Genomic DNA, 24865 nt, shown 5'->3' with positions numbered 1-24865 from the left:
CTCGTATCAGCCCCGGGCAGTACCGAGGTTCACCGGAATGGACAGTGGGCCGATCGTGAAGAACGACGGGGCGTGCGGGATGTCATCCGCATCGATCGCCAGGCTCAGATCGGGGAACCGTCGATACAGGGCGGCCAGCGCGAGGCGGCCCTCCAATCGCGCGAGCGGCGCCCCCACGCAGTAGCGCGGTCCATGCCCGAACCCGAGGTGCGCGGCCTTCTCGCGGTTGATGTCGAACTGGTTCGCGGTATCACCGTGCTGCTCGGGATCGACACCCGCAGCCTGATAGACCACCCCCACCGCGTTGCCCTTGGGTATGGGTACACCGGCGATGGTCACGTCCTGGAGGGTGAACCGGAAGCTCGTCATCATCACCGAGTGCCGATAGCGCAGGGTCTCCTCGACGACCTCGGCCCACCGGTCCTGCGCCTTGGTCGTCGCGAGCTGATCGGGATGCTGCGACAGCGCGACCACGGCATTGCCGAGCAGATACACGGTCGTCTCGTGCCCGGCGATGAGCATCAGCCACAACACCGCGACCAGTTCGTCGGTGGTGAGCCGCTCCCCGTCGTCGCGAGCGCGAACGAGATCGGTGGTGAGGTCGTCACCGGGCTCGTTCTCCTTGCGCCGCACCAGTTCGTACAGGTACCCACGCAGCGCGACCTGGGTGTCGAAGGCTTCCTCGGCCGTGGCGTTCTGCGACAGCGAGGCCAGCGTCCACCGGCGCAGCTGGGCCCGCTCGGACTCGGGCACCCCGAACAGTTCACTGATCACGGCCATCGGCAGCGCGTCGCAGAAGGCGGGTACCAGATCGACCCCGTCTCCGGCCCGCTCGACATCGTCCAGCAGTCCGTCGATGAGCTGCTGGATGCGCGGTTCCAGCGCACGTACCCGGGCGGGTGTGAAGCCCTTGCCGACCAGCCCGCGCAACCGGCGGTGGTCCGCGCCGTCCTTGGTGGACAGGTGATCGCCCTGGACGATGGCCCGGAACGGCCAGTCCTCGGGGATCGATCCGTCATAGAGCCCGGGCCAGTGCTTCGGGTCGCGGGCGAAGGTCTTGTTGTCGCCGGCGAGGATCTCCTCGACCGCCTTGTGCGTCAGCGCCAGATAGGCGGGCACTCCACCGGGAAACTCGACTTCGACGACGGGAGCGATCTTCTGTAGTCGGCGACAGGTATCGAGTGGCCGTTCGTCGGCGGCGGGAAAAGCAGGCAGGCTCGTCATGGCTGTGGCCCTTCGAGACAGCGCAATCTATGCGGCGCGTGGTCGATGAAATACCTTGCGCCGGATATCCTCTCAGAATTCCCGCCCGCGTCGACCCGGCGATTGCCACGGCTGGTGAGCGCTTATCCGCCATCGGCAGAACAGGTTTCGCTGCCCGTCCGCCGATCAGGACTCGGTGTCCGCCGAGGCCGGGACATTCGCGCGCTCGGCGCCCAGCGTGGTGTCGGGCCCGTGCCCGGTGTGCACCACCGTCTCCTCCGGCAGCGCGAACAACCGGTTGTTGATCGAGGCCAGGATGGTCGGGTAGTCCGAGTACGAGCGGCCGGTGGCCCCCGGCCCGCCCTCGAAAAGGGTGTCGCCGCTGAACACTTCGCCGAGCTCGGGCAGGTAGAGGCAGCAGGAGCCGGGGGAATGGCCCGGCGTGTGGAGCACCTCGAGATGCGTGGAGCCGACCTCGAGCCGCTGCCGATCAGCGAGCGCGGTGTATTCGATGCCCGGATGGGTCTGCTGCCACAGCACGTCATCGTCGGGATGCAGGTGGATCGGCGCGCCGGTGGCGGCCGACAGCTGCGGAGCGACGGTGACATGGTCGTTGTGGGCGTGCGTGCACACGATGGCGGTGACGTGCCTGCCCGCGACCGCGTCCAGGATCGGGCGGGCGTCGTGGGCGGCGTCGATGATCAGCACCTCGTTGCCGTCGCCGACCAGCCAGATGTTGTTGTCCACATCCCAGCAGCCGCCGTCCAGGCAGAACTGGCCGGAGGTGACGATGCGCTCCACCCGCGTCACAGCACGACCACCGAACGCAGCACCTTGCCGCCGTGCATGGTGTGGAACGCCGCTTCCACGGCGTCGAGCCCGATTCGTTCGGTGACGAACTTCTCCAGCGGCAGCCTGCCCTGCCGATACAGCTCGATCAGCGTGGGGAAATCACGTTCGGGCAGGCAGTCGCCGTACCAGGAGGATTTGAGCGCGCCACCGCGGCTGAAGAAATCGATCAGCGGCATCTCGAGGGTCATGTCCGGAGTCGGCACGCCCACCAGGACGACGGTGCCCGCCAGGTCGCGGGCGTAGAACGCCTGCTTCCAGGTTTCCGGGCGGCCGACCGCGTCGATCACCACGTCGGCGCCGAAACCGCCGGTGAGTTCCTGGATTTCGGCCACCGCGTCGGCAGTGGATGCGTCGATGACGTGGGTGGCACCCAGTTCGCGGGCCGCGTCGAGCTTGCTCGGGTCGCGGTCGACGGCGATGATCGTCGTCGCACCCGCCAGCCGCGCGCCCGCGATCGCCGCATCGCCGACACCGCCGCAGCCGATCACGGCCACCGAATCACCGCGGCCCACAGTGCCGGTGTTCATCGCCGCGCCGAGCCCGGCCATCACACCGCAGCCGAGCAGTCCGGCGACGGCCGGATCGGTCTCCGGATCGACCTTGGTGCACTGACCCTCGTGCACCAGCGTCTTGTCGGCGAACGCCCCGATGCCGAGGGCGGGGGTGAGCTCGGTGCCGTCCTCGAGCGTCATCGGCTTGCTGGCGTTGAAGGTGTCGAAGCAGTACCAGGGCCGCCCCCGCTTACAGGCGCGGCACTGCCCGCAGACCGCCCGCCAGTTCAGCACCACGAAATCGCCCACCTCGACATGGGTGACCGATTCCCCGACCGTCTCCACGATGCCCGCCGCCTCGTGCCCGAGCAGGAACGGGAATTCGTCGTTGATGCCGCCCTCACGGTAGGTCAGATCGGTGTGGCACACCCCGCACGCCTGCACCCGCACCACCACATCGTTGGGGCCGGGATCCGGGATCACGACCGTGACGAGTTCCACCGGAGCACCCGATCGACGGGCGATGACACCTCGGACGTTCTGCGGCACGATCTCTCCTCTCTGCGCGGCGCGGCCCGAGCGGGCCACTGCTCTCACCGTAGCCGGACGTATGGCCGGAAGTCGGCCATCCCCGCCTCGAGTACCGGTGACCGGAACCGAAGTGACACAGGCGTCGCCGGAGCCGCCCCTGCCGCCGGTCAGCGCTGCCGGATCCACAATGGCAGCCGAGCGTGCCGACGGACCATCAGGCTGGGAACCCACTGCGGCGGGGCATCGTCCACCAGGCCGAATCCGCTGCTGCGCGTGAGCAGCACGGTGATCGCGGCCAGTGCTTCCATCCTGGCCAGGGCAGCGCCGATGCAGAAATGCGCGCCCTTGCCGAACGCCAGGGTGGTGCGGCCGGAGCGGTCGATATCGACGATGTCGGGCTCGGCGAAGGTGCCGGGGTCGCGGTTGGCCGCGCCCCACATCAGCAACAGATGACCGCCCGCGGGCAGCACCACTCCGCCGAGCGTGGTCTCCCGGGTGATATGGCGATGGTGTCCGCGAAACGGCGATTCCACCCGCGCCACTTCCTCGAGGAAGGCCGGGATCGCGGCGGTGTCGGTGCGCAGCCGATCCTGTAAGACCGGGTGCTCGGCCAGGATCCGCGCCGCGTTCGCGATCAGGCCCGCCGTCGACTCGCCGCCCGCGCCCACCAGCTGCACCAGGATCAGCACGGCGACCTCGGGTTCGAGATCACCGCGCCGGCACGCCGAAGCGAGCACGTCCAGCAGGCCCGGCACGGTGCCTTCCGGGCGCGCGAGGGCGCGGGCGAGCTGATCATGCAGATAGCCGGCCAGTTCGGCGGCGGAGGTGACCAGCCGCGGGAGCCGCCCCTCGGCGACGATGCCACCGAGCATCTCGGTGCTGTCATAGGCCCAGGCGAGCAACCGCGGCACGTCCGGCGATGGCAATCCGATGATGTCGGCGACCACCCCGAGCGGCAGCCGGTCGGCGATCCCGGTGGCGATATCGATGCGATCGCCGCGCAGTTGCTCCTGCCAGAGCCGGTCGACCAGGTCGTGCACCAGCTGCCCGAGGCCGCGTACGCGCGCGCCGAGATACGGGAAGACCAGCTTGCGGTGTGCGGCGTGCACCGGATCGTCTGCTGTGGCCAGCACATGAACGGCCCGACCACCACCGTCGATATCGAAGACCAGCGGCGGGCCTTCCGGCTGGTGGATCATCACCCCGGTCAGGTTCGAGGAGAAGTCCTCCACCCGGGTGGCCGCCTCGGTCACCAGGTCCCAGGACGTCACCAGGAAGAAGTCGGTTCCAGGAACCCGCCACACCGGCGACTGCTCGCGCAGCATCCGGTACATCGGATACGGGTCGTCCAGATACGCCGGGTCGAAGATGTCGATATCGCTCGGTGCCACCACTGCGCGCTCCCGCTCTCGTCTGCCGTTACCGGGTTCGACGCTGCGCTGTTGCCGATACCCGGGTCAACAGTGGTCTCGCCTCGAGACATCCGGCAGAGAGCCCCGAGGTGACGTCATCGACCCTCCGGGGGATTTCGCCGGGTTACGGGGGTACACAAATTATGGAGGTTGTCTCATCCTGAGACGACAACCGATCTCAGGAGGCGCCGGCATGGCTCAGCACCACGGAGACTGGCTCACCGGCGGCGATCGCCGCGCGGCCGCTGTCGCACGCATCGAAGCCGCCGCCACCGAATTGTTCCTCGAACGCGGCATCGATGACGTCGGCGTGGACGAGGTGGCCGCACGGGCCGGTTGCTCGCGGGCCACCCTCTACCGCCATGTCGGCGGGAAGGCCGCCCTCGTCGACGCCGTCCTCGCGCACTCGGCGGCCACCGTCTCCGAGCGCGTCGCCGCCGCGATCGGCAGTCACACCGGTCCACGCCGCGTGGTCGAAGCCATTCTGGCCTCGGTGGCGGCGATCCGCGCCGATCCCGTGCTGTACCGCTGGCTTGCCTCCCGCGCCACCGGCGAGGAAGCGCTCACCGGCTCCCCCGTGCTGTCCCGAATCGCCGCCACCCTCACCGGCGCCCCCGACGACGAAGCGGCGCAATGGATCGTGCGAGTGGTGCTGGCCCTGCTCACCTGGCCCCTCCCCGACGCCGCCACCGAACGCCAGGTGGTGCGGCGCTTCGTGGCACCGGGTTTCGCCACCCGGCGCTGACCCGAGGTGCCTGCTGCTGTTCGGATTACAGCAGGCCCCAGGCCTGCAACAGGTAGGTCACGTTGGCGGCCAGCGATGTGACGGTGTTCGCCAGGTTCAGTGCCGACGAACCGAGATCGATGATTTTCACGTCTTCCTCCTCATGCGGCCCGACCCTTTACCCACCGTAGTGACGGCGCAAACCGGTGGCATCCGCCTATCGGATGAATCACGACACGACCTGAGACCGATCCCCGCTCGCGCCGCCGGCCCCGCTGCCGACGGACATGCCCCAGAACTCGGCGAAGCGACCACCCTTGCGCAGCAGATCCGCAGGGGACCCCGCCTCCACGATCCGGCCGTCGTCGAGGAAGACGACGTGGTCGGCGGTGCGCACGGTGTGCAGCCGATGAGCCACCAGCACCACCGTGCGCCCGGCCATCAGGCGTTCGATGCCACGGTGCACGGCCGCTTCGTTGGCCGGATCCAGGGCGGAGGTCACCTCGTCGAGCAGCACGATGGGCGCGTCCTTCAGCAGGGCGCGGGCAATGCACACGCGCTGACGTTCACCACCGGACAACCGGGCACCGGCTTCACCGACCTCGGCGCGCCACCCGCCGGGCAGTCGTTCGATCACCTCGTCCAGCTGGGCAGCGCTCGCGGCGGCGCGGACTTCGGCGTCGGTGGCGTCGGGCCTGCCGAGCCGGATGTTGTCTTCGATGGTGCCGTCGAAGAGGTAGACGTCCTGGAAGACGACGGCGATCTGCGCCATCAGGGCGGCGGTGCCGAGGTCGCGGACATCGACACCGCCCACTCGCACGGCGCCGGCGTCCACATCGTGAAAGCGCGCGATGAGGTGCAGCAGGGTGCTCTTGCCCGCCCCGGAGGGCCCGACGATCGCCACCCGACGGCCCTGCGGCACGGTCAGATTCAGCTCGTCGATCACCGTGCGGCCGCCACGACGGAAGGTGACCGCGTCGAACTCCAGCTCGTGGCCGCTCGGCCGGGCCGGGTGCGCGGGCTCCGGCAGCGGCTCGGTGCGCAGCAGCGCGTCGATCCGGACGAGTTGTGCGCGTGCGCTGCGGAGTTTGCCGCCGATGTCGGCCAGCGCGAGCACGGGGTCGGCGCAGCGGGCCGCGAGCACCAGGATCGCCAGGACCTCGACGGCGCCGAGGGTTCCGCCCACAGCGAGGTAGGCCCCGAGGGCCAGCAGCGCGGTGAACATCGCCTGGACGGTGACGGTGAGACCGACGACCCCGGGCAGGGCCGACAGCGCGGAGCGGCGGGCGGCACGCTCGATGCCGCGCAGCGCGTCGTCGAGCAGGCCGAATCGCTCGGTGGTGCGCCCGCCCGCCCGCAGCACCGGCTGTGCCTGGAGGTATTCGATGACGCGACCGGCCGCCTGCTGGTCGCGGTCGTGGCGTTCGGCGTCGGCGGCCGCCATCGCCGGTGCGGTCCGAGACTGGATCGCCGCCACGAGCGGCACCGCGATCAGGGCGGCAAGGCCGAGCCGCCAGTCGACGACGGCGATCACGACGACGATCGTCAGCGGCGTCACGACCGCGGCGATGAACGGCGCGAGCAGATGCGCGATCACACTCATCGCTTCCAGCACGCCCCGGCTGGCCAGCACCGACACCTCACCCACCCGGTCACGCCCGTACCAGCCGATCGGCAGCCGGGCCAGATGATCGCCGAGCCGGTGATAGGTGCCGCGCAGCAGCGTGGTTCCGGCCCGGAATCCGGCCAGATCGCTCACATAGCGCAGCACCGCGTAACCGGCGACGGCGGCGGCGAACACCGCGAGCCACGGCCGGGCGTTGCCGGGGCTGCTTCCGAACAACTCCCGCAGCACCGGGACCAGGAGGGCGTAGGCCGATCCTTCGGCGATGGCGGTGACGGTCATCAGGACCACGGCGCGGCGCACCGGACCGGCGTACGTATGCCCGAGCACACGCAGCAGCAGGGCGATCATGGCAGTTCAGCTCCTCGATGTGTGCGCCAGAATTCGGCGAATGCGCCGTCGGCTGCCAGAAGTCGGGCGGGCGCGCCGCGCTCGACGATCTCGCCGTCGCGCAGCAGGACGACGGTGTCGGCGTCGGCGATGGTCTCCAGCCGGTGGGCGATGATCAACAGGGTCCGCTCACCGCGCAGTGTCGACAGGGTCCGGCGTACCGCGTGTTCGGTCAGCGGGTCGGCGAATGCGGTGGCCTCGTCCAGGACGAGGATCGGCGTGTCCGCCAGCAGCGCACGGGCGAGCGAGAGTCGCTGTGCCTCACCGCCGGACAGTCCGGCGTCGACGCCGAGCACCGTGTCGTAGCCGTGTGGCAGTTCGAGAATCCGCTGGTGGATTCCCGCGAGCCGGGCGGCCCGCACCACCTGCTCGCGCTCGGCATGCGGCACGGCGAGGGCGATATTGTCGGCTACCGAGGCGCGCAGCAGCCGCACGTCCTGGAAGACGAACGAGACGGTCCGGTAGAGCGCGGAGCTGCCGATCTCGCGCAGGTCGACCCCGCCGATGCTGATGCTGCCGTGCGTCGGATCGAAGAACCGCGGAAGCAGTTGCACCAGGGTGGATTTGCCGCTGCCCGACGGTCCCGCGAGCGCGGTGACCGTGCCCGGTTCGAGCACCAGGTCGATGCCGCGCAGCACCTCGTGTCCGGTGTCGTAGGCGAATCGGACATCGCGCAGCTGTACCCGATGGCCTCGTGGCGCGACCGGGCGCGCTGGTTCGGGTAACGGCTCGACGTCGAGCACCGCACGGACCCGGCCGAGCGCACGGCCGGCCGCTTGCAGATCGTCGAATCCGTGGCCGAGCGCCGCGACCGGTGCGGTCAAGCCCAGCCCGAGCAACAGGAACGGCAGCAGGTCCGCGGCTGCCAGGCTGCCGCCGGTGATCAATGCCGCGCCGCCCGTCAACACCACAAGCAGCACGAACGGCGGCGACAACGCCAACTGCATCCCGGCGGCGATCGGGGAGATGCCGCGCACCCAGCGCACGAAGGTGCCGGCGAAATCGTCCACCGCCGTGCGGAATCGGCGATGCGCACGGTCACCACCGCCGAAGGCTTTCACCACCGCGATGCCTTGGACGAACTCGACCGCGGTGTCGGCGATACGCCCCATCGCCGCATCGAATTCCTGCTGTTCGCGCTGCCGGGCCTGAGTCATCATCAACGGAACCAGGGCCACCGCCAGCAGCACCGGGATCAGCGTGATCAGGGTGAGCCGCCAATCGACGGTGAGCAGATAGATCAGCGACACCAGCGGCACCACGAACGCTGACACCAGTTCACCGGGAGCATGCGCGATGAACGGATGCACCGCGCTCACATCCTCGCCCACCACCTTGGCCAGCTCGCCGGTGCGGCGCCGGGCGAGCAGACCCATCGGCACGCGGCCCAGATGTGCGGCGAGCCGCCGGCGCAGCGACAACTGCACCCGGCCGTCGAGAACGTGCCCGAGCCCGGACGAGGCGGCCGTGAACAGCAGCCGGACGAACAGGCCGCCCGCCCCGAGCAGCACCGCCGCCCAGACCCGGCCGTCATCGATCGGGCCGGGTGACAGCAGCACCCGGCCCAGCTCCACCACGGCGATCAGCGGCGCCAGCCCGGCAACAGCACCGATGACTTGCAGGCCGATGACGGCGGCGAATCCCCGAACGTGCGGGCGCAGCAGCGCCGCTGCCGAGGTGTCGTTCGTACGGGCGGATCGCGGTTCGGACGATGCGGCCGGCGCATCGGCGAGGTCGGTGGCGGTCATGTCAGTCCCCTCGCGTGGCGCCTCCGGACAACTGCCGGGACGGGTTCGTGGTGGCCGGGTCGATGCATGGCACCGGTCCTTCGGGGTGGGGCGGTCTGCGCGATCGGTGCGCGCGGGTCGCAGGTTTCAGAAAGTCACTGTCTCTAGAGAGTGACTGTACGATCCTGTTTACAGACAGTCAATGTCTGAAAGACAGCCTCATGCTCCAGACAGTTACTTGCTGATACCGTGATCACATGAGCGGACTTCGCGAACGCTGGCGCGTCAAGGCGATGCACACCATCCAGGAACGAGCCCTCGACCTCTTCGACGAGAAGGGCTTCAGCGCCGTCACCATCGACGAGATCGCCGCGGCCGCCGAGGTGTCACCGTCGACGGTCTATCGCCTCTTCGGCACAAAAGAGGGGATCATCGTCGCCGACGAATTCGACACGCTCAGCGCGGAGGAGATCGAAACGATGGTCGACCCGCGCGATCCCATCGCCAGCCTGCTGCACTCGGTACGCAGCGACGAAGCCGCCGACGAACCCGACACGAAAGACACCACCGACGCCGCGGGGCCGTGGCGCCGTATTCGCTACCACTTCACCGAGCCGTCGGTGCGGATGGCTGCCTGCGCCTCGGCCGACCGCACCGCACAGCGGCTCACTCCACTGATCGCGTCGACCGGCCGGCTCACCGACACCCAGGCCCGGGTAGCCGCCAACGCGTTGGCGTTCGGATATTTCGCCGCCCTCGAACAGTGGTACCTCGATGGCGGCACCCGCCCCGTCGCCGATTACGTCGAGGACGGACTGCGACCGCTGCGCGGCATCTGGCCGCCCGGCGAGACTTCGGCCTGACGAAGCACCAGCGGCCCGAGCCGGTCCGGCCGCCGCCGCGACGCCGAACGGATCGTCACCGGAAACGACGCCGAGCGGACGCCTCTGAACCGCTCACCGCTCAGCGGATCCGGCGCTGGCGAACCGGAACGCGGTGTAGTCGCCGACCGGCCGGAAACCCAGCCTGCGGTAGAGCCGATTGGTGAGGTCGTTGGCGGTGTCGGCGAACAGGCACACATCGACGGATTCGGCCAGCACCGCCCGCGAGACGTGCGCGGTGAGCGCACTCGCGTATCCCTTGCCACGGGCGATCGGCGGAGTGAACACGGGCCCGATGCGCGACCAGCCGAACGACGGCAGCTGGCGGGCGACGAGACTCACGGGTGCGCCGCCGTCTTCCCACAACCACCACGAGCCCGCGCGGATCCGTGCGCGCAGCGCGTCGGCCGACGGGGCGCCCGCCGGGATGCCGGTCTCGACGCGCATGGCCGTCATCCACGACATGCACAGGTCCAGATCCGCTTCGGTGGCTTGCCTGGCGGTGCCGGGCACGGAGGGTGCGATGAGATCACCCAGCCGGTACAGCGTGGTGTCGAAGGCGGGAACCGGGTCGCCACCCTGCGCCGCGCACCAGTGCTCGGCGAAGGCTTCGGCGACGGCGGTCGGGCCTTCCACTCCACCGGCATCCGGTGCGGTGGCGGCGAAGGTGTCCGCGACGGCGGCGATGACGTCCGGCGAGAGCGCGCCGAGGTAGATATCACGACGGCCGGCCCGCATGGCGATGCCGGTGGCGCCGCCGTTGCGTGCGGTGACGAACACCGGCGGCACCGGCGGGCTGTCCAGCCCGGAGGCGATGTTGTTGACGGTCGTGGCGATCACCGTGTGCCGCAAGGGATCCTCGCGCAGCACCGCGGCGGCCCGATCGCGGAATCGGACGGCATCGCCAGTGGTCTCGATCTCCATGGATCCAGGCTAGAGAACGAAGCCTGGTGCGTGCCCGCGCTTTTCGGCGGGCTCGCCGGTCAGCTCGCGGCCGCGGAGCCGGCCGCGTCGGCCCGCAGTTTGAGCAAGATCAGGCCGGTGGTGCAGGCCAGAATGAGCCCGGCGACGGTGATTTCGACGTGCAGACCCGCGATGCCGAGAATCGCACCGACGAGCCCACCGATGAAGAACACCCAGGCCAGCACCCGCGATACGACGGCGGGTACGGCACGTGCGGGTGCGTCGCCGAGATCCGGCGACGGCGCCGTGGCCGGTGCGGCCGCGGCGGACAGGGGGGTGGTCGAAGAAGCTCCCATCATCTACTCCTCGATGACGCCGTTCTGAGTAATTCCGTGCGCGCCAACCGCTCGATGCGCTCTCATCCAGGTTTCAGGCGTCTCACGCGTAACTTGCATCACATACGCTACGACCACAACGAAAGAATCCTGCCGCACCCGGCTGCGCGACACGCCGAGGTGACCACTTCGTTATCTGACCTAACAATGTTTCAGAGCCGGTTCGTGGTAGCCGATCGGCCACCGGCACATGCGGATAACGCCGACCACCATCTGGCCGGGACAGCGGGGCTCGTCTAGGGTGAGCGCGACTCGTACTTACCCAGGAGCGTCACCGATGGAGAGCAACAGGGCGAAAATCGTCGGTCCCGTGGCGGCCGCCGGTGCCGTGTCCCTCGGTCTGGTCCTCATCGGCGCCTGCGGCGTCGGCAGCGAGGACACCTACGTCGCGCCACCACCGATCCGTTCCGGGTCGCATGCCCCGGCGCCGGTCGTCGAGGGCACCACCATCACCGCGTCGAAGGTGATCATTCCGCCCTCGCCCACCTGGAAGATCGCCCCCGATCCCGGCCCGCGCCGCACCCTGCCCGCGCACTGGACCACCGAGATTCCCGACGAGGATTCCACCGACAGCGTCGACGAGGACTCGGAGACCACTACCCGCCGGCCGCGCGCCCAGCGCACCACGACGACGGAGCCGCCGGCCACCACCGAGGACTGGGAACCCACCAGCACCCCCACCACGCGCCCGGCCCGGACCACCCGCCCGCTGCCGACCTACGAGCCGGACGGCGCGGATCGGGAAACCCCCGACCCGGAGACGACGACGTTCATCCGGCCGACGACCCGGCCCGCCTTCACCGAACTGCCGGACCTACCCGAATCGGGATACCCGCAGCCGACTCCGCGTGCGCCGCACGTCGTGCCGACGCCGCCCGGCGAGAACTGAGTCGACCCGGTAGCCGTCCTCCGGTCACCGGGCATCACGACCGCTCAGGCCGCATCCGGCACGCGGCCCGCCATCCGGCACCCGGCCCGGCACCCGGCATCCCGAGCTGCATCCGGCGCCGGCCGGGCACCCGACGTCCGGCATCCGGCCCGGCACCCGACATCCAGCCCGGCACCCGGCACGCGAGTATCAGCGTCCACCTTCACCGTGAAACAGCGAACGGCCCCGATGATCACACCGGGGCCGTTCTACCGTTCGACTACTTACAGTTCCGGCAACTCGTAGTTACCCACCTGCGACGCGAGCACATTGAGGTGCTCGAGCCCACCGCCGAGCGTGCGCTCGATGGCGGTGAGGCGGGCAACGTAGTGGCCCACCGGGTATTCGGCCGTGACACCGATGCCGCCGTGCATCTGGATGGCCTCCTGACCGACGTGGCGCGCGGATCGGCCCACCTGCAACCGGGCCCGCGAGACCGTGACGGCGTCGTCCTTGCCGTCGGCCAGCGACGCGGTGAGGTAGAGGCTCATGCTGCGCGCCAACTCCAGCGACACATACATATTGGCCGCGCGCTGGGTCAGCGTCTGGAACTTCGACAGGGTGACCCCGAACTGCTTGCGCGTCTTCAGGTATTCGGTGGTCAGCCGCAGCGCCTCCTCCATGGCGCCGATGGATTCGGCGCACAGACCGGCCTGAGCCTGCGCGAGCACCGACCGCACCGCGGCGGAGGAATCGGCGTTGTCGCCGAGCAGTTCCGCCGGGCTGGAATCGAATTCGAGCTGGGCGCCGCGCTGCCCGTCGACGGTGGCGTACGGGGTGCGGTTGACACCCTTGGCGTCGGCGGCGACCAGGAACAGGCCGACACCACCGTCCGGCAGGGCCGCACTGACCACGAACTCGTCCGCGCAATCAGCGTGTGCGACCGGGTTCTTCACACCCGCGAGCACATAGGCGTCGCCCTGCGGCACCGCGCGCGTGGTGATCTCCGCCGAGGGCCAGCGGATACCCGGTTCGGCATGCGCGAAGGCGAGCAGCTTGTCACCGGCGGCCAGCCCCGGCAGGATCCGCTGCCGCTGGTCGGCCGTACCCGCCGCGGCCACCAGCCCACCCGGTACGAGCACCGCGTCCAGGATCGGTTCGGGCGCGAGCCTGCGCCCGACTTCCTCGAGGACCAGCATGGTCTCCACCGGACCGGCGCCCATGCCGCCGTCCTCCTCGGTGAAGCTCAACCCGAGCACCCCGAGTTCGGCCAGCTGGCGCCACACATCGCGGCTCCAGCCGAGTTCGGTCTCGGTGACCTTCAGCCGGGTTTCGGCATCGTAGGTGCGGGCCAGCAGTTCGCGGACGGTGTCGCGCAGCATGACCTGTTCATCGGTGAGATCGAAATCCATGGTGTCGCCTCACAATCCGAGGATCGTGGAGGCGATGATGGTGCGCTGCACCTCGCTCGAACCTCCGTAGATGGTTGTCTTGCGATAGTTCAGGTAGCCGGGGCCGCTGCGCTGGGCCCAGCCGGGCGAGGCGATGTCGTCCGCGCCGACCGGAAGGGCGTCCGGGCCGGCGATGTCGAGCAGCAGCTCGGTGGCCGCCTGCTGCAATTCCGAACCACGCAGCTTCAACACCGACGACGCCGGATTCGGCTTGCCGTCCGAGGAGTTGGAGACCACCCGCAGCTGCGTCAGCTCCAGCGCCAGCAGTTCGTTCTCCAGTTCGGCCACCCGCGCGGCGAACAGCGGATCGTCGAGCAGAGTGCCCGACCCCGACCGGGTGGCGGCGGCGTATTCCTTGGCCACCCCGATCTTGACCTTGGTCCGGCCGACGCCGGTGATGCCGGTGCGCTCGTTGCCGAGCAGGAACTTCGCGTAGGTCCAGCCCATGTTCTCCTCACCGACCAGCTGATCGGCGGGCACCCGGACGTTTTCGAAGAAGACCTCGTTCACCTCGTAGCCGCCGTCGATCAGCTTGATCGGGCGGATGGTGACGCCGGGCGATTTCACATCGAAGAGCAGGAACGAGATACCGGCCTGCTTCTTCGGCGCGTTCGGGTCGGTGCGGACCAGGCAGAAGATCCAGTCCGCGTACTGGGCCAGCGTGGTCCAGATCTTCTGGCCGTTGACGATGTAGGAATCGCCGTCGCGCACCGCGGTGGTGCGCAGCGAGGCCAGGTCCGAGCCGGCATCGGGTTCGGAGAAGCCCTGGCACCACCAGATGTCGAGCGCGGCCGTGGGCGGCAGGAAGCGCTGCTTGAGCTCTTCGGAACCGAAGTGGGCGATGACCGGGCCCACCATCTGGGCGTTGAACGTCAGCGGCTCCGGCACGCAGGCGAGTTGCATCTCGTCCTGCCAGATGTGGCGCTGCATCGGCGTCCAGTCCTTGCCGCCCCAGGCCACCGGCCAGTTGGGCACGGCCAGGCCGTTGTCGTTGAGGATCTTATGCGCGGTGACGATGTCCTCGCGTGACAGCTCGTGGCCGTATTTGACCCGGTCACGGATGTCGGCGGGGATCTCGTTGCGATAGAACGTGCGCAGCTCGTCGCGGAAGGCGACGTCGTCGGGGGAAAGGGCTAGTTTCATACGCATCTCCCTGCGTGTCTCGTATCTCCCGGACCAACCTACCCCTTGGAGATCGTGCATTGTCGAGTGGATCACAACCGGGCGACACGCGTACCGATGCTCTGATGGGCTGATCTGCGCCGTCGCCGCGAGCAACCCCGGCGGACAGCTGCCACCCCTGGTACGTTGCTGCACGGGACGCGGGCCGTCCCATGGTTCGGATCGAGGGAGTTGAGTCAGTGAACGGCAGAACCATCGCACGTGTGACCGCGGCCACGGCTTGCCTGGGAGTAGGCGCCGCCCTGACGTTCACCGCGACGGCCACCGCCGATCCGGCGCCGACCCCGGTCGAGAAGGGACTGACCGCGCTCGCCGACCGCGCCGAAGGCGACAAGGCCGCGACCGCGGGTGTCGGGGCGCTGCGCGACTACACCGAGCTGGTCGATGTGGCGAAGCTGCGCGAGATCAACGGCGCCTTCGCCCCCTTCGCCTATCCGGCGCCCACCTTCGGTTGCGGCGTCAACGGCCTGGTCACCACGATCATCGGCGCGGGAACGGCGAACGGCCCCAGCGCCAACGTCGGCCTCAACAGCGCGCCGGGCACCCTCATGTTCCACGCCACGCCCGCGCATTCCGGCGTCCCGCTGTCCTCGGGCCTGGTGGTGGCGTGGGTGAACATCAACAACGGGGCCAGCGGCATCGACATGCTCGACGAGCGCACCGAACTCGGCACCCCGGCGCTGGCCAAGACCGTCAACAGCGGGCCGGGCACGGTGCTGGCCTCCATGTGGGGCACCATCGATTACCCCGGCGCGCGCTGCGTGATGATGCCCACCGTCGGCACGTTCTCCGTGGCCGAGCAGCCGGTGCAGCTGCCGCCGCCCGCCGAGAGCCCGGCACCGGCTCCCGCCCCGGCTCCGGCGCCCGCACCCGGCGATTCCGGCAATGCCGGTTCCGGCGAAGCCGTGGCGCCGCCCGCACCCGAGCCCGCTCCGGCGCCCGCTCCTGCCGCGACCACCGCGCCGCCCAAGCCGCAGGTTCCTGCCGGCACTCAGGTGCAGGGCGGGCGCTGAGCGTAACGGGCCGTCCGACCCGGGCGGCCCGTATTACTCTCGGCCGCCACACCCCGCCTGCGCGGGGACCACTGCTGATCCGGCAGATCCATCGCGACCAAATGTGGATCATCCCCCACATGGACGGGTCTGCCGACCGCTCGTCAGACCCGCTGCGCGGCCAGCGGTTTCGATCGTACGCTCAACCGTTCCGCTCACCTGCTGACCGGACACTGCCGAAGAACTTGCCGATGTCTGCGGCGTGCGCAGTCGGAACTTCCATCGCGACGAAGTGATTGCCCCGATTCCCCTCCGGCCAGTGCACGATGTCGTTGTCCCGCTCCGCCAACCGCCGCATCAACGCCGACCCGCCGCCGTAGGTCCCCGTCGGCACCAGCCGCTGACCTTTCGGCCACGCGAACCCGCCGTCACCGAGCCCGTTGTACATCGGCCACGACGACGTACCCGCGGTGTCGGTGAACCAGTACAGCGCGATATTGGTGAGCAGGTGGTCGCGGTCGATGGTGTACTCGGGCAGCGGCGAGAACTCGTGGAACTTCTGCACCATCCAGGCCAGCAGGCCGACCGGCGAATCGGTCCAGGCGTGCGCGAAGGTCTGCGGGGCCGCATGCAATAGCGCGTGGTGATCGACGCCGGTCATCCACTGCTGCATCAGATCCCATTCGGCGCGTTCGTCGTCGGTCATGGCCGGGACGTCCGCGGCGGTCGGCATGCCGATACCGCCGTCGAGGTGCACGCCGATCACCCGATCCGGGGCCGCGATGGCCATCTCTGGTGCGATATAGGCGCCGAGGTCGCCGCCCTGGACGCCGTATCGGTCGTAACCGAGCCGCTCCATCAGCGTCACCCACATCGCGGCCACCCGCGCGGTACTCATGCCGGGCTCGGCGGGCGGGGCCGAGAAGGCGAAGCCGGGCACCGACGGGACCACCACATGGAAGGCCACGGCGTCGTCGAGACCGTGCGCCCGTGGGTCGGCGAGCAGGCCGATGGTCTTGCTGAACTCGACGAACGAATTCGGCCAGCCATGGGTCAGCAGCAGCGGAATCGCCTCCGGGTCCGCCGAGCGCACATGAACGAAATGCACATCGAGACCGTCGATCTCGGTGATGAACTGCGGGAACTCGTTCAACGCTGCTTCATGGGCCCGCCAATCGAATCCGGTGCGCCAGTATTCGGCCAGCTCCTTCAGGTAGTCCAGCGGAACCCCGCGCTCCCAGCCCTCCCCCGGCAACCGGTGGGCGCTCCAGCGGGTACGGGCCAGCCGCTCGTGCAGGTCGTCGAGGTCGGCCTGCGGGATGTCGATCCGGAAGGGGCGAATCGGGAACATCGGTTTCTCCTGTGAGCTCGGGGGTGATCCGCGGACTACGCTAGGAGTCATATAGGACTGATCAGGTCCTAGTTATCGGGAATCCTCGGGAAATATGAACGACACTCCGGAACGCCTGCTGCGGCTGCTGTCGCTGCTCCAGACACCACGGGAATGGCCGGGCAGCGAACTGGCCGCACGGCTCGGCGTCACCGGACGTACCGTACGCCGCGATATCGAGCGGCTGCGGGATCTGGGGTATCCGGTCGAGGCGACGATGGGCGCGGCCGGTGGTTATCGGCTGGTCGCCGGATCCGCCATGCCGCCGCTGCTGGTCGACAATGACGAGGCCGTGGCGCTGGCGGTCGGGCTGCGCGCAGCCGCCGGGTCGGCCGTCATCGGCATCGAGGAGGCCTCGGTGCGCGCACTGGCCAAACTCGAGCAGGTCCTGCCCGCGAAATTGCGGCGCCGGGTACGGGTGCTGGGGACCGCGCTGATGGTGCCGTCGGGTGCGGGAGTGGGAGTGGACGCCGACGTCCTCACCGCCCTGGCCGTCGCGGTGACCAATACCGAGCGGGTGCGCTTCGACTATCGCGACGGCGCGGGCGCACGCACCGCCCGGCACGCCGAACCGGCGGGCCTGGTGCCGTCCCGGCGGCGCTGGTATCTGGTCGGCTATGACCTCGACCGCGAGGGCTGGCGGATCTTCCGGGTCGATCGGATCGACCGTGTCCGCCCGACCGGCGCCCGGTTCACCCCGCGCGCCCTGCCCGCCGAGGATCCGGCGGCCTATGTCGCGGGCCGCCGCACCGATTGGGGCACGCCGATGCTGCGGGTCCGCGTCACCATCGAGGCGCCACTGGCCCGGGTCGCCGGCCGGCTCGGTGACGATCCCGGCGACCTGATCGAGGTCGACTCCACCTCCTGCCGGATGGACTGCGAGCGCGACGACTCCCCCGAATGGCTGGCCCAACGCCTGCTCGCCCTCGGCGCGGAGTTCCAGGTACACGAGCCGCCCGAACTCCGGGACCGCGTCCGGGACCTCGCCGAGCGGGCGCTGCGAGCTGTTCGGTAACCGGACTGCTCGATGATTCCGACGGCGAATCCACCGCCGCCGACGTCGACGTCCCGCGCCTGCCCAGCTGTGACGGATCCCATATTCGAGCCCGCAAAACTACGCACCAGTACCAGAACGTGAGTCCCCAACTGCCCCAAGAATTCTGCGACGATGCGGTGATGGGTTACTTCGACGGCGCGCGCGGCCGGATGCATTATCGGCGGTGGCCGGACGAGGGCCGGGTGGCGGTGCTGGTACTGCTGCCGGGCATCGGTCAGCACAGTGGGCATTACCACCGGTTCGCGCGGGTGCTGCGCGGCGCGAACATCGAGATGTGGGCGTTGGACACGGCCGGGCACGGACTCAGCGAAGGTGATCCAGAACAGCCGGGCACCCTGCGGGAACTGGTGGCAGACGCGGTACCGATGATCGAACTGGTCCGGGCGCAAGTCCCCGAGACACCGCTGATCCTGATGGGCCATTCACTCGGCGCGGTCACCGCGCTCGGCGCACTCGGCGCGGCCATCCCACCGGCGGAGTCCGCCGATCCGGACGCGATCCGCGGCACCGACACCGTCGCCGCCGACTATCCGCTGGTCCCGTCACTGCCCGCGGACACGCTGACCGCACTGGTGCTGTCCGGGGTGCCGCGCCGCGCGCTCGGCGGCGGCGCGCCGGAGGCCGCGGGAACGCCGCTGCCGCCGCGGCTTCCGGTGCTGGCCGTGCACGGCGCCGACGATCGCCGCGCCCCGGTCGAGGCGATGCGGGTATGGACTGAGCGCCACGAATCGGTAGATTTGCGGGAGTACGCCGACGCCGGGCACGATCTGCTGCACGAGCCGGTGCACGCGCGGGTCGCTGCCGACATCGCGGAGTGGACGCTGGGAGTCGTCAAGGGGTTGGCACGGCGCTCGTGACCGACAGCTGCGCAGGCAGCTCGATGGGAAGAAGGGGGACGAGGTGCAGCGCAACGATATCGCCGCACTCGGTACCGCGATCGACAACGGAGATCTGTGGATCGACGGTGTCCTGGTGGCCGAGGGGGCGCACGAACAATGTGCCCTGCGCTACGAACAGCTCGCCGATCAGGTCGACATCCAGATCCAGCAACTCGCCGCTGCCACCACACTGCCGGGTTTCGGTGGCTTCGCCTCCGGTGACGCACTGCGCCGCGGATTCGAGGGCAAGGCCGGCGACGCCATCGCGCAGCTGCGCGATTACGCGGCCGCCGCGCGCGGCCTCGCGCACACCTTCCGCGCCGCCGCCGCGGCCTACCGCGATACCGACGACGCCGTCGCCGCCGCCACCAGGAAGGTGGCCGCCGATGCGTAATATGCCGCGCGCCGCCGAACGCGGCGCTCACCAGCGCGTCGACCCCGACTACGCGTCGACGGTCGAGATCTTCGACAACCTCACTCACCAGCAGATCCATGCCGCCGTGCAGCAGCTGGCCCCCGCCACCCTGCTGGCAGGCCAGCAGACCTGGCAGAACACCGCCACCGGCCTCACCGATGCGATCGACCAGGCGCACACCGAGATTCGTTCGGCCATCGCCGACGGCTGGCGCGGCGCCGCCGCCCAGCAGGCCGCCGCGGCGGTGCGCGATTTCGAACAGTTGGGCAGGCAGCTCGCCGATGTGATGACGGTGGTCGGGCAGCGGCTCGGGCAGGCAGGTGATGCGGCCGAGGCGCTGCGTGGCGCGGTGCCCGGCCCCTCGGAGACCGAGCCGGATCTGGCGGCGGCGCTGCTGGATCCTTCACGCGCGAGCGAGAACGTCACCGCGGCCAAGTCCGTCGAGAACTCCCGCCAGGATGTGGTCCGGGTGATGGAGAGCATCTACACCAGCGCGTTCATCCCCACCGGTGCCGGAATCCCCGCGTTCCCGGACGCGGTGGCCGGGGCAGCGGCCGATCCTGCTCCGGAAGCCGCGCGGCCGGGCCCGGTGTCGATCGTGGTCCCGGATACCGCCGCGGGCAGGCCGGTCACGCAACCGGCCGCGGTCGGTGCCGTCATCGGTGTCCCCGAGCCCGAGGCGGGGCAGCAGCCGGCGGCGCCGGCGGCCGAGGCCACGGAGCCGGGCGCCGCCGCCCCGCCGACGATTCCCGCGACCGCCGCCGCACCGCTCGTCGCGGCACCGGAGGCAGCACCGCAGGCGCCGCCCGCCACCACCCCGGCCGCCGCGAGCACCGCACCCACCGCTGTCGCCTCGGCGGCACCGGTCGACCGCCCGGCGGCAATGCCGGCCACGGCACCGGCATCTGCTGTCACCTCCCCCGCATCCGTCGCGGCCCCCGCCTCGGTTCCCGCGAACACCAGCGGCGACGACCAGCGCAAACGGGAAGAGAAGCGGCAGGATTCGCACGGCTCGAGCAGCGAGGCCATCACCGGCATGAGCGCCGGCGCCATGGGCGGGCTGATGGGCGGCGCGCTGGCCGCCGCCGACACCACCCGCTCGGGCCAAGGCCCGGTCCCGCCGAAGCAGGCGCCGGCCAAGACCGACGAATTCGACGACGAGGACGACGACCTGCACTACGTCGACGACGAACTGACCTTCCTCGAACCGGGTGGTGCGGGCGGTGAGCTGATCGGCTCGCTCGACCCCACCACGCCGCCGGTCCTCGGTGAGTGGACCGAGCACGAGTGAACTGGAGCATGACCCCGGACCAGTTCGCCATGGCCTGGTCCCGGACCGACGGCGACCGTATCCCCTACCCGCTGGCCGTGCGACTGTCCGCGCGTGACACCGCCGAACGCGCCGCGCAACTGCCCGCGCTGACCGAATGGTGTGAACGCACCCTCGACGCCGACCTGGAGGCCGCGCTGCGCGTGCTGGCCCGGCCGGACGTGTGCGTCGAGGTGTTCGGTGAACGCAGCGGTGAGGACGGCGCGCCCACGCCGGTCCGGGTGCTCGGCGCCGCCAGCGGCAATGTCGCGGTGGTCGCCGCCCAGCGCCCGGGCAGTGCACCGGACCGCGGTGCCGAGCTGACGGTGATCGCCGGCGGCGCCACATCACTGCCCGGCCGGGTGGTGTCGATGCTTCCCGGCTTCCCGGCGGGCACCGGACCCCGGCTCAACGCACCGCTGTCGCGGGTGATCGAGGACAGCCGCAATCTCGTGACGATGCCCGTCGCCGGGCCCACCGAACCGGCAAGGATCCGGACCCTGCTGCGGCAGCGCCGCGACGGCATCGGCCAGATCGTGGTGTCGGTGCGGCGTAACGAGGAACTGGATCCTTTCGGGGTGCTGTGCTGGGTGGATCTCACCGACGACGGCCGCTACCTGGTGCGCACCGGCAACAGCGTCGACATCGTCGCGGTGGACGCCGAACAGTTCACCGGGCATCTGCGGCCGATGGTCACCGCCGCACAGCGGCGCACCTTCGCCGACCACTGGTGAGATCCCCCGGTCCGGTGACGCTCTCGGGCTAGACGTCGGCGCGCAGTAGCTCGGTCACTTCGTGGTCGGCGAGTTGATGGAAATCGCGGTAGGCATTGCCGACACCGCCGAGGCTGGGCGGGACCAGCGGGCAGACCACGTCGTCGGCTTCGAGTGCGACCCGGTCCATGGCTTCGGCCGAGGCCACCGGCACCCCGACCACGATCTGGTCCGGCATCCGCAGCCGCGCGACCCGGCAGGCGACTAGCATGCTGGCACCGGTGGCCATGCCGTCGTCGACGAGGACGACGGTGCGTCCGCCCACCTCGAGCGCCTCGCGGTCGCCGCGCCAGACGGCCCGGCGACGTTCGAGCTCGGCCCGCTCGACGGCTTCGATCTCGTCGACCCGGTCATGGGTGAGCCCGGTGTGGGCCAGCACGTCGGTATTGATCACCTTGGCGCCGTCCTCGCCGATGGCGCCGACCGCGAGCTCGGGCCGCCAGGGCACGCCCAGCTTGCGCACCAGCAGGATGTCCAGATCGCCGCCGATCACCTCGCGCACCGCGGCGGCCACCGGCACCCCGCCCCGCGGCAGACCGAGCACCAGCGGATTCGACGCGTGCAGGTAGGACAATCTCTTACCCAGCGCGCGACCGGCGGCGGCACGATCGCTGTACACCATTACTTCGAACGCTACTCCGACACGCGCTCGACGACCTCGAATCGCCGCAGGTCCAGGCTGGGGTTGGCCAGCCGCACCTCGTGCACCCGTGCGATGTCGGCGGTCGCGACGAGCACGCCCGGTTCCTCGCCGAGTGCGGCCAGGACGACGCCGGCCGGGTCGACGATCATCGATGATCCCGCGCCACGGTGCGCACTCTGATCGGCGGCCGCGACATAGACGGTGTTCTCGATGGCGCGGGCGCGCAACAACGTCGTCCACTGCTCGACCTTGCCCGGTCCGGGAATCCATTGGGCGGGCAGCAGCAGGGCCTGCGCGCCGGCCGCGGCCACCCGGCGGCAGCCCTCGGGGAAGCGCAGATCGAAGCAGGTCTGCAAACCGAAGGTGAGCTCGCCCACGGTGAACGTCGCGGGATCGGTCACGGCTCCCGGCCGCACGACCTCGGATTCACGGTGGCCGAACGCGTCGTAGAGGTGCACCTTGCGGTACTGCGTCAGTAGCGTCCCGTCCGGTCCGAGTGCGACCAGTGTGTTGTGGATGCGGCCCTCTCCCGGCGTGGTCGTCTCGACCACACCGGCCACCAGATGCACGTGGTAATCGGCGGCGATCGCGGCGAGTCCGGTGACGAACGGCCCGGTCAGCGGCTCGGCGACGGCTACGACCCGATGGTCGAGCCTGCTGACGGCGAACATCGAATACTCCGGCGCGACCACCACCTGCGCCCCGGCCTCGGCGGCCGCGCGCACGTGCTCGCGCAGCTGATGCAGATTCTGTGAAGGCTCGGTCGAGGGCGCGAACTGGACCACCGCGACCTCGACGCGCCCGGACCCGGTCGCCGCGGTCGCGGCCGTGTTCTGCGGTTGCATAGGTCTCACCGTATTGGCCCGGTGGCCGGGACAGCCACCGCAAGGCAGTAAACTGCTGCTCAATGAGCACAAATCAGGTCGACAGCGTTTCCAGCGACGACGAATCCGCCGCCGCGGGCGGCGATACCAGCCCTGTCGACCCCACGTTCGCCGATCTCGGCATCGATGACCGCATTCTGCGGGCCATCGCCGATGTCGGCTACGAATCGCCGTCGCCGATCCAGGCCGCGACGATCCCGCCACTGCTCTCCGGCGCCGACGTCGTCGGTCTGGCGCAGACCGGCACCGGCAAGACCGCCGCCTTCGCCATCCCGATCCTGATGGGGCTGGAGGCCGGCGGTAAGGCTCCACGCGCGCTGGTGCTCGCCCCCACCCGTGAACTGGCCATCCAGGTGGCCGAGGCCTTCGGCCGGTACGCCACGCACATCCCCGGCCTGCATGTGCTGCCGATCTACGGCGGTCAGAGCTATGGCGTGCAGCTGTCGGGGCTGCGGCGCGGCGCGCACGTCGTGGTCGGCACGCCCGGGCGCGTGATCGATCACCTGGAAAAGGGCACGCTCGACCTGTCGCAACTGCAATATCTGGTGCTCGACGAGGCCGACGAGATGCTGAAGATGGGCTTCCAGGAGGACGTCGAGCGCATCCTCGCCGACACTCCGGCCGACAAGCAGGTCGCGCTGTTCTCGGCCACCATGCCCGCGGCGATCCGCAAGATCTCCAAGCAGTACCTCAACGATCCGGTCGAGATCACCGTCAAGGCCAAGACCTCCACCAACGTCAACATCACCCAGCGCTGGGTGCAGGTGTCGCATCAGCGCAAACTCGACGCACTGACCCGCATCCTCGAGGTCGAGTCGTTCGAGGCGATGATCATCTTCGTGCGCACCAAGCAGGCCACCGAGGAGCTGGCCGAGAAGCTGCGGGCCCGTGGTTTCTCCGCCGCCGCCATCAACGGCGATATCGCGCAGGCCCAGCGTGAGCGCACCATCGGCCAGCTCAAGGCGGGCACGCTCGACATCCTCGTCGCCACCGACGTCGCCGCCCGCGGCCTCGACGTGGAACGCATCTCGCATGTGGTCAACTACGACATCCCGCACGACACCGAGTCCTATGTGCACCGCATCGGCCGCACCGGCCGCGCGGGCCGTTCCGGTGAGGCGCTGCTGTTCGTCGCCCCGCGCGAGCGGCATCTACTCAAGGCCATCGAGCGCGCCACCAGGCATCCGCTCACCGAGATGCAGCTGCCCAGCGTCGACGACGTCAATGCCCAGCGAGTGTCGAAGTTCGGTGACGCCATCACCGAAAACCTCAACTCCGCCAACCTCGCGCTGTTCCGCAAGTTGATCGAGGAGTACGAGCGCGAGCACAACATCCCGCTGGTCGATATCGCGGCCGCGCTGGCCGTCGGTTCCTACGACGGCGACAACTTCTTCATGGAACCGGAACCGGAGCCGGTGGAGCGGCCGCAGCGCGAACGGTCGCCGCGCCGCTTCGACGACGAACGTCCCGGCGGTTCCGGCGGACGGCATCGGGCCACCGGCGCGGAGCTGGCCACCTACCGGATCAGCGTCGGCAAGCGGCATCGGGTGGTGCCGGGCGCGATCGTGGGCGCGATCGCCAACGAGGGCGGCCTGCGGCGCAGCGATTTCGGTCATATCAGCATCCGGCCCGACCACAGCCTGGTCGAGCTGCCCGCGAATCTGCCGCAGGAGACGCTGGAAGCGTTGCGGCGCACCAGGATCAGCGGTCAGCTCATCCAGTTGCAGCTCGATCAGGGCCCGCCGGGGCAGCGTTCGTTCGCCCGTGGCCCGCGCCGGGAGCGCGATTCCGGTAAGCGCTACGAGCGGCGCAAGCCCCGGTCCTGACGCCACGCCGGGCCGGGCAGGCTGCGGCGCGACCGGATCCGCTGGCTAAGGTGTTGCCGTCCGG

Annotated in this window: 23 protein-coding genes; 10 read left to right on the top strand and 13 right to left on the bottom strand. The window is 69.8% G+C overall.

Annotated elements, in window-relative coordinates; translation table 11 throughout:
- Window positions 1–6 precede the first annotated feature (6 nt).
- The 4 genes from AC5W7N_RS16975 to AC5W7N_RS16960 form a co-directional block, all read right to left on the bottom strand.
- Window positions 7–1224: a cytochrome P450 family protein gene (locus tag AC5W7N_RS16975; RefSeq protein WP_195019922.1), complete on the bottom strand. Its 1218-nt coding sequence runs from the start codon at window positions 1222–1224 to the stop codon at window positions 7–9.
- 165 nt (window positions 1225–1389) lie between these two features.
- Window positions 1390–2013, bottom strand: a complete 624-nt coding sequence (locus tag AC5W7N_RS16970) for an MBL fold metallo-hydrolase (RefSeq protein WP_163809347.1) — start codon at window positions 2011–2013, stop codon at window positions 1390–1392.
- Complete coding sequence (locus tag AC5W7N_RS16965; protein ID WP_195019923.1) at window positions 2010–3095, bottom strand: S-(hydroxymethyl)mycothiol dehydrogenase; 1086 nt, start codon at window positions 3093–3095, stop codon at window positions 2010–2012. The genes AC5W7N_RS16970 and AC5W7N_RS16965 overlap by 4 nt, the downstream gene beginning before the upstream one ends.
- A gap of 149 nt (window positions 3096–3244) precedes the next feature.
- On the bottom strand, window positions 3245–4411 hold the full coding sequence (locus AC5W7N_RS16960; RefSeq protein WP_195020839.1) for a cytochrome P450: 1167 nt from the start codon (window positions 4409–4411) through the stop codon (window positions 3245–3247).
- A gap of 271 nt (window positions 4412–4682) precedes the next feature.
- On the opposite strand from AC5W7N_RS16960, the gene AC5W7N_RS16955 reads away from it, so the two are divergent.
- Window positions 4683–5234 carry a TetR/AcrR family transcriptional regulator gene (locus tag AC5W7N_RS16955; protein ID WP_195019924.1) on the top strand — a complete coding sequence of 184 codons (552 nt, stop codon included), beginning with the start codon at window positions 4683–4685 and terminating at the stop codon, window positions 5232–5234.
- Between the two features lie 208 nt (window positions 5235–5442).
- Here AC5W7N_RS16955 and AC5W7N_RS16950 read toward each other — a convergent pair whose 3' ends face one another.
- Together AC5W7N_RS16950 and AC5W7N_RS16945 are read right to left on the bottom strand one after the other, a co-directional pair.
- On the bottom strand, window positions 5443–7188 hold the full coding sequence (locus AC5W7N_RS16950; RefSeq protein ID WP_495921880.1) for an ABC transporter ATP-binding protein: 1746 nt from the start codon (window positions 7186–7188) through the stop codon (window positions 5443–5445).
- Complete coding sequence (locus tag AC5W7N_RS16945) at window positions 7185–8975, bottom strand: ABC transporter ATP-binding protein (protein WP_495921879.1); 1791 nt, start codon at window positions 8973–8975, stop codon at window positions 7185–7187. Before AC5W7N_RS16945 ends, AC5W7N_RS16950 begins: the two co-directional genes overlap by 4 nt.
- A 236-nt stretch (window positions 8976–9211) precedes the next feature.
- On the opposite strand from AC5W7N_RS16945, the gene AC5W7N_RS16940 reads away from it, so the two are divergent.
- On the top strand, window positions 9212–9817 hold the full coding sequence (locus tag AC5W7N_RS16940) for a TetR/AcrR family transcriptional regulator (protein ID WP_495921878.1): 606 nt from the start codon (window positions 9212–9214) through the stop codon (window positions 9815–9817).
- A gap of 93 nt (window positions 9818–9910) precedes the next feature.
- Here the strand turns inward: AC5W7N_RS16940 and AC5W7N_RS16935 are convergent, their stop codons facing one another.
- Both AC5W7N_RS16935 and AC5W7N_RS16930 read right to left on the bottom strand, forming a co-directional pair.
- Entirely contained in the window at window positions 9911–10759 is an 849-nt protein-coding gene (locus AC5W7N_RS16935; protein WP_495921877.1) for a GNAT family N-acetyltransferase, read from the bottom strand.
- 59 nt (window positions 10760–10818) lie between these two features.
- Window positions 10819–11094 (bottom strand): hypothetical protein, encoded by a 276-nt coding sequence (locus AC5W7N_RS16930; RefSeq protein ID WP_163809114.1) that lies wholly within the window; start codon window positions 11092–11094, stop codon window positions 10819–10821.
- A gap of 316 nt (window positions 11095–11410) precedes the next feature.
- Here AC5W7N_RS16930 and AC5W7N_RS16925 point away from each other — a divergent pair, with 316 nt between their 5' ends.
- On the top strand, window positions 11411–12022 hold the full coding sequence (locus AC5W7N_RS16925; RefSeq protein WP_163809333.1) for a hypothetical protein: 612 nt from the start codon (window positions 11411–11413) through the stop codon (window positions 12020–12022).
- Window positions 12023–12285: 263 nt separating this feature from the next.
- Here the strand turns inward: AC5W7N_RS16925 and AC5W7N_RS16920 are convergent, their stop codons facing one another.
- Together AC5W7N_RS16920 and AC5W7N_RS16915 are read right to left on the bottom strand one after the other, a co-directional pair.
- Complete coding sequence (locus AC5W7N_RS16920; RefSeq protein WP_163809331.1) at window positions 12286–13413, bottom strand: acyl-CoA dehydrogenase family protein; 1128 nt, start codon at window positions 13411–13413, stop codon at window positions 12286–12288.
- 9 nt (window positions 13414–13422) lie between these two features.
- On the bottom strand, window positions 13423–14595 hold the full coding sequence (locus tag AC5W7N_RS16915) for an acyl-CoA dehydrogenase family protein (protein WP_014352622.1): 1173 nt from the start codon (window positions 14593–14595) through the stop codon (window positions 13423–13425).
- 242 nt (window positions 14596–14837) lie between these two features.
- On the opposite strand from AC5W7N_RS16915, the gene AC5W7N_RS16910 reads away from it, so the two are divergent.
- A complete protein-coding gene (locus AC5W7N_RS16910) occupies window positions 14838–15647 on the top strand; it encodes a hypothetical protein (protein WP_256672971.1) in 810 nt (269 codons plus the stop codon).
- Window positions 15648–15828: 181 nt separating this feature from the next.
- Here the strand turns inward: AC5W7N_RS16910 and AC5W7N_RS16905 are convergent, their stop codons facing one another.
- Window positions 15829–16977 carry an epoxide hydrolase family protein gene (locus AC5W7N_RS16905; RefSeq protein WP_163809327.1) on the bottom strand — a complete coding sequence of 383 codons (1149 nt, stop codon included), beginning with the start codon at window positions 16975–16977 and terminating at the stop codon, window positions 15829–15831.
- 94 nt (window positions 16978–17071) lie between these two features.
- On the opposite strand from AC5W7N_RS16905, the gene AC5W7N_RS16900 reads away from it, so the two are divergent.
- From AC5W7N_RS16900 to AC5W7N_RS16880, 5 genes are all read left to right on the top strand, one after another.
- On the top strand, window positions 17072–18031 hold the full coding sequence (locus AC5W7N_RS16900; RefSeq protein ID WP_495921876.1) for a helix-turn-helix transcriptional regulator: 960 nt from the start codon (window positions 17072–17074) through the stop codon (window positions 18029–18031).
- 161 nt (window positions 18032–18192) lie between these two features.
- Window positions 18193–18930 (top strand): alpha/beta hydrolase, encoded by a 738-nt coding sequence (locus tag AC5W7N_RS16895; protein WP_495921875.1) that lies wholly within the window; start codon window positions 18193–18195, stop codon window positions 18928–18930.
- A gap of 43 nt (window positions 18931–18973) precedes the next feature.
- Window positions 18974–19345: a hypothetical protein gene (locus tag AC5W7N_RS16890; RefSeq protein ID WP_163809321.1), complete on the top strand. Its 372-nt coding sequence runs from the start codon at window positions 18974–18976 to the stop codon at window positions 19343–19345.
- The gene (locus AC5W7N_RS16885) at window positions 19338–20657 is read left to right on the top strand and encodes a PPE domain-containing protein (RefSeq protein ID WP_495921874.1); all 1320 of its coding nucleotides are present in this window, start codon (window positions 19338–19340) and stop codon (window positions 20655–20657) included. Before AC5W7N_RS16890 ends, AC5W7N_RS16885 begins: the two co-directional genes overlap by 8 nt.
- A gap of 8 nt (window positions 20658–20665) precedes the next feature.
- Window positions 20666–21409, top strand: coding sequence for an ESX secretion-associated protein EspG (locus tag AC5W7N_RS16880; protein ID WP_163809317.1), 744 nt, complete (start codon window positions 20666–20668; stop codon window positions 21407–21409).
- Window positions 21410–21437: 28 nt separating this feature from the next.
- Here AC5W7N_RS16880 and AC5W7N_RS16875 read toward each other — a convergent pair whose 3' ends face one another.
- Together AC5W7N_RS16875 and AC5W7N_RS16870 are read right to left on the bottom strand one after the other, a co-directional pair.
- A complete protein-coding gene (locus tag AC5W7N_RS16875) occupies window positions 21438–22070 on the bottom strand; it encodes a phosphoribosyltransferase (protein ID WP_495921873.1) in 633 nt (210 codons plus the stop codon).
- Between the two features lie 11 nt (window positions 22071–22081).
- Window positions 22082–22936, bottom strand: coding sequence for a carbon-nitrogen hydrolase family protein (locus tag AC5W7N_RS16870; RefSeq protein ID WP_163809313.1), 855 nt, complete (start codon window positions 22934–22936; stop codon window positions 22082–22084).
- 62 nt (window positions 22937–22998) lie between these two features.
- Between AC5W7N_RS16870 and AC5W7N_RS16865 the strand changes: the two genes are divergently transcribed.
- Window positions 22999–24801 (top strand): DEAD/DEAH box helicase, encoded by a 1803-nt coding sequence (locus AC5W7N_RS16865; RefSeq protein ID WP_495921872.1) that lies wholly within the window; start codon window positions 22999–23001, stop codon window positions 24799–24801.
- Window positions 24802–24865: the final 64 nt, after the last annotated feature.

The sequence above is a fragment of the Nocardia sp. CDC519 genome (genome assembly GCF_059509835.1).
Note: the sequence above shows the minus strand (reverse complement) of the source record. Positions and strands in the feature narration are given on the sequence as shown.